The sequence below is a fragment of the Caulobacter sp. genome (genome assembly GCF_035254145.1).
In the GTDB taxonomy this organism is placed as follows: Bacteria; Pseudomonadota; Alphaproteobacteria; order Caulobacterales; family Caulobacteraceae; genus Caulobacter.
Window position 1 is genome coordinate 1 of the sequence record NZ_DATFAV010000245.1, and the last position, 4,634, is coordinate 4,634.

General features: G+C 68.9%; 4 protein-coding genes and 1 pseudogene. All 5 read right to left on the reverse strand.

Translation table 11 applies throughout. The annotated features are described in order from the left end of the window. Positions 1 to 41: 41 nt before the first annotated feature. Positions 42 to 338, reverse strand: coding sequence for a GIY-YIG nuclease family protein (locus VJ655_RS15220; protein WP_324112495.1), 297 nt, complete (start codon positions 336 to 338; stop codon positions 42 to 44). A gap of 257 nt (positions 339 to 595) precedes the next feature. Beyond that, positions 596 to 1,348 (reverse strand): aminotransferase class IV, encoded by a 753-nt coding sequence (locus tag VJ655_RS15225; RefSeq protein WP_324112501.1) that lies wholly within the window; start codon positions 1,346 to 1,348, stop codon positions 596 to 598. 29 nt (positions 1,349 to 1,377) lie between these two features. Further along, complete coding sequence (gene pabB / locus VJ655_RS15230; RefSeq protein WP_324112497.1) at positions 1,378 to 2,709, reverse strand: aminodeoxychorismate synthase, component I; 1,332 nt, start codon at positions 2,707 to 2,709, stop codon at positions 1,378 to 1,380. A 40-nt stretch (positions 2,710 to 2,749) separates the two neighbouring features. After that, entirely contained in the window at positions 2,750 to 4,204 is a 1,455-nt protein-coding gene (locus VJ655_RS15235) for an MFS transporter (protein WP_324112499.1), read from the reverse strand. Positions 4,205 to 4,548: 344 nt separating this feature from the next. Next, positions 4,549 to 4,634 (reverse strand): annotated as a pseudogene (locus VJ655_RS15240) (protein-tyrosine-phosphatase); the annotation flags it as partial.

Sequence of the window (4,634 nt, forward strand, 5' to 3'; positions counted from 1 at the left end):
GTTTTTTGTGCCTGGCTAAAGTCCGAACCCATCCCCGGAGTTCAGGCCAACCCCGGATAGAGATCGTCCCAGTAGGGGTTCTCACGCTCGATCAGGTTGATCTTCCACTGCCTGGGCCAGCGCTTGAGGCTGCGTTCGCGCTGGAACGCCGCGATCATGTCTTCATGGGGCTCATACCAGACGAGCCGCTTTAGACCGTATTTCTTGGTGAAACCCGGGATTAAGCCTTCCTGATGCTGCCAGATCCGGCGGCTCAGATAGCCCGTCGCACCGATGTAGATCGCGCCCAACCTCTGGTTGGCCATCATGTAGACAGCGATGTAGCGCCCCTCCCGCATGGGGAGAGTATTTCAAAAAACACAACTCTTAGCAATATTCCTGCCTTCCTCGCCCTTGTGGCGAAGAAGGCAGGTTCGGCTTGGCGCGGCGATGGTCACTGAGCTTCGCGGTCGTTGGCGAGCACGGGCCGCTCGAAGGGGCTGAGCCTGGCCCGACCGGAATGGTCTATCCGATCTGCAGAGCCTGGCTTGACCATGGGTCCTCGCCACAAGGGCGAGGAAGGCGGTGTTTTTTTTCGTTCCCAAAGAACCGTCGGCTACTCGGCCAAGGCCTCCCGTAAACCCTCCACCAGCGCATGCGGTTCAAGCGCCCGCTCCCCCAGGCGCGAGACCGGGCGGACGCCGATCAGGCTGTTGGTCAGGAACACCGCCTCGGCGCGATGGAGGGCCTCGACGCCCGCGGCGACCTCCTCGGCCGGGTGGGTCGCCATCAGGCGGGCGCGGGTGATTCCGGCCAGGACGCCGCAATCCAGGCGCGGGGTGAAGAGGCGGCCGCCCTCGAGCCAGAACAGGTTGGCGGCCGCCGCGCAGGCCAGCTCACCGCGGTTGTTCAGCATCACCGCCTCGTCGGCGCCGGCCGCCCTGGCCTCGTTCCGGGCCAGCACGTTGTCGAGATAGGACAGGGTCTTCAGGCGCGAGGCGGGCGACCCCTCGTTGCGGCGGGTCGTCGCCACGACCACCCGGGCCGGGGTCGTGACCGGCGCGGCGGGCGCGGCGCGGGCGAAGAGGCGCGGCGCGGGCGGGTCCGGGCGATCCAGCCCTCGCCCGCCCGAGCCGGCTGTCAGGGTCAGGCGCACGGCGAAGCGCCCCGTCGCTGGCGTCGCCTCCCGACACAGCGCCTCGGCGGCGGCCCGGTTGAACGGCAGGCCCAGCGCCACGCAACCCTCGGCCATGCGGTCGAGGTGAAGGGTCAGGTCCGGCAGAACACCGTCCCGCGCCAGCATCGTCTCGAACAGGCCATCGCCTAGCAGCAGGCCCCGATCATCTTGAGGCATGGCGTCGTTGGACATGGGGGCGTTGGACATGGGGTCGGGCGGAATCATTCGGTGAGCGCCTTCTTCAGGGCCGCGATCTTGGCCTCGGTCTCCAGGCGCTCGGCGTGGGGATCGCTGTCGGCGACGATCCCGGCCCCGGCCCGGGCCTCCAGGCGCCAGCCTTCGGCGTCCTCGACCAGGCCGACGGTGCGGATCAGCACGCTCGACTCGAACGCCCCGTCGAAGCCGGCCCAGAACAGCGAGCCGCAATAGGGGCCGCGCGGCGGTTCCAATTCGGCGATGACCTTCATCGCCTGGACCTTCGGCGCGCCGGTGATCGAGCCCGGCGGAAAGCTGGCCCGCAGCAGGTCGGCCACGCCCCTGCCCGGCGCCAGGCGCGCGGTGACGGTCGAGACCAGATGATGGACGTTGGCGAAGCTCTCAACCTTGAACAGCGCCGGAACCTCGACGCTGCCTGGCGGGCTGACGCGGGCCAGGTCGTTGCGCATCAGGTCGACGATCATCAGGTTCTCGGCCCGGTCCTTGTCGCTGGCCAGCAGCTCGGCGGCCAGAGCAAGGTCCTCGGCGGCGTCGCGGCCCCGGGGACGGGTGCCCTTGATAGGTCGCGTCTCGATCGCCCCGCCGGGCTCGACCTTCAGGAAGCGCTCGGGCGAGTTGGAGACCACCACCCGTCCCGGCAGCCGCCAATAGGCCGAGAACGGCGCGGCGCTCTGGGCGCGCAGCCGCAGGAACAGGTCGAACGGATCGGCGCCGGCCGCCAGGCGGCCGGTCCAGGCGCGGGCGATATTGGCCTGGAAGATCTCTCCGGCGACGATGCGCTCGACCACTCGCGCCACCGCGCCCTCGTAGGCTGTCGCGTCGCTGACGGCGAGGTCGGCGCACAACGGGCCGGCGGGCTCGGGACGGTCGGCCGCGGGGGCGTCCAGCCAGGCCAGGGCGTCGCGGGCGCGGCGCCGCGCTTCCTCGTCGGTCTCGCCCCGCCCGACCGCGACAACCTGTCGGGCGTGGTGGTCGAAGGCCAGCAGGGCCAGATAGCGGGCGCAGGCCAGGTCCGGCCAGTCGGTGCGGGCCAGGCCCAAACGCTCGACCCGGTCGCCCAGCTCGTAGCTCGCCAGGCCGACGACCCCGCCCTGGAACGGCGGTCCCTCGGGATCGGCCGGCAGGCGTGGGCCGACCAGAGCCGCCAGGGCGTCGAACGGGTCGGCGGCGTCGGCGGCGGACAGGCTGAAGGTCTTGTCGGGGGCGCGCAGCAGATAGGACCACCGGCCTCCCCCTCCGCCCGTAACCAGGGCGCAGGCATGGGGCTCGTCCCGGAAGGACGCCAAGGCCCAGGCCGGCTCGCGCCAAGGGGCGGTGAGGATCGCGACACGTCGCATGGGCGACCGAGTAGCAAAATCCTCTCCCCAGAGGGAGGATTTAAGCTTCCCGTCCCCCGCCCTTCACGAAGAACAGCCCGAATAGCCCCAGCGCCAGCAGGCCGGCGATCGGCAGGAAGCCGGCGACCTGGCTGGCGAAGACCTTGGTCGCCAGGGCCACCAGCAGCGAGCCCAGCCACATGGTCGCCGTGCCCGACAGCGAGAACAGGCCGAAGAAGGCGGCCATGCGGTCGGCCGGCGCCAGACGCACCAGCAGGGTGCGGCTCGAGGCGTATTGCGCGGTGACGAACACCGCCACCAGCAGGCCCATGCCGAGATAGACCAGTTCAGGCAGGGTGCGGAACAGCGGACCGTTCCAGACCACCGCGTGGGTCGCCTCGGCCCAGGGCCAGAAGAACAGGATCTTCTCGCGCCCCATGCCCAACATGCCCATGACGATCAGGATGCAGGCGGCGATCTCGACCTGGACGGCGCGCTTGGGGCCCATCACGCGATCCAGCCACGGGGCCAGCAGGCCGCCGAGAACGCCGAAGATCGACAGGGAAATCCCATAGGCCAGCATCTCCAGTTCGCCCCACCTCATCAGGCCAGACGCGAACAGGCCGCCGAAGATCAGCAGCGCCGTCATGCCGTCGCAATACAGCATCCGCGCGCCCAGGAAGCGGGCGACGTCGGCGTGGCCCTTGAGATTGGCGAAGGTGTCGACGATCAGCCGCACCCCCTCCCTCAGCGCCCCCAGCAGGCTGGCGCCGGCGCGCGGCGCGTCGCGAGTCCACAGGAAGAACGGGATCGCCCCGGCCAGCATCACGATAGCCGCCAGGGGGCCGACGATGCGGCTGGGCTCGTGCTCGACCTGGCTGAGACCGAACAGCGGGGCCGACGGCACGAACGACCACGGCACGGCGCCGGGCAGCACGAAGGCCCACATCACGAAGATCAGCAGGCTGACGGACAGGCCGTTGGCCATGGCGTAGCCCAGGCCCGACAGCACCGGCTCCTGGCCCCGCTCGGCGGCGCGCGACAGCAGCGAGTTGTTCAGCACGTCGCCGCAGTTGTACGCCACGCCCAGCACGATCAGCACCAGCCCGACCAGCTCTACGGACAGGCCGCCCGGCTTGGCCAGCCACAGGGCGACCATCAGCGGGACCATGATCGCCAGGATCAGGGCCAGGAACGGCTTGCGCGGCCCGTAGCGTTCGATCGAAGCGCCCAGCAGCGGCGCGAAGGCGGCGGTGAGCAGGCCCGAGATGGTGGAGATGTCGGCGACGGTGGCCTGGCCCTTGACCGGATCGCCGACCAGCACCCGCGAGAAGTAGGGCGCGAAGACATAGATGGTGATCAGGATCACATAGGGGTCGCGCGTGCCCTGGTGCAGGATCCAACTGAAAGCGCCGCGCGAGAGCCGCTTTCGCGGAACCGGGATCAGCACATCCTCGTGGCCCTTGGGACCGACGACTTCGCTCAAGCCCGGAGGCGACCCCGCCAACTCGCTCATACCGCACCCTAATGTCACCGGCCCTCTGTCGGGGCCATGACCGGAGGCTGGACCTTAAACGAACGTTTGTCACCTTACGGATTTGACGGAAATCAAGGTCGAGCTCCGCCGGCGGAAATCCCTCTCTCAAAGAGAGAGGGAGGGGCCCATCGCCTAGCGATGGGAGGGTGAGAGGTTACTCTCTTTCCGAACAAGGTCCGGGCCAAGGCTATCGCCCCGTCAACCGTAGCCTGACTTGGCTATCCATATAGAAAGGCTTGGGATTTTTCGGCTGAGGGTGAAACCTCTCACCCTCCCGCCGCCTGCGGCGGCGGGCCCCTCCCTCTCTCTAAGAGAGAGGGATTTTACAGCAATATATGCGCCCGCACCTGCTCGCGGGTGTTCGCGTCCAGCCCGACCGCCCGCTCCAGATAGCCGTCCAGCGAGCCGA

Bases quoted from the DNA above. Each gene is read 5' to 3' on its own strand.
- VJ655_RS15220 (WP_324112495.1), bottom strand. From the start codon at position 338: ATGCGGGAGGGGCGCTACATCGCTGTCTACATGATGGCCAACCAGAGG.
- VJ655_RS15225 (WP_324112501.1), bottom strand. From the start codon at position 1,348: ATGTCCAACGACGCCATGCCTCAAGATGATCGGGGCCTGCTGCTAGGC.
- pabB (WP_324112497.1), bottom strand. From the start codon at position 2,709: ATGCGACGTGTCGCGATCCTCACCGCCCCTTGGCGCGAGCCGGCCTGG.
- VJ655_RS15235 (WP_324112499.1), bottom strand. From the start codon at position 4,204: ATGAGCGAGTTGGCGGGGTCGCCTCCGGGCTTGAGCGAAGTCGTCGGT.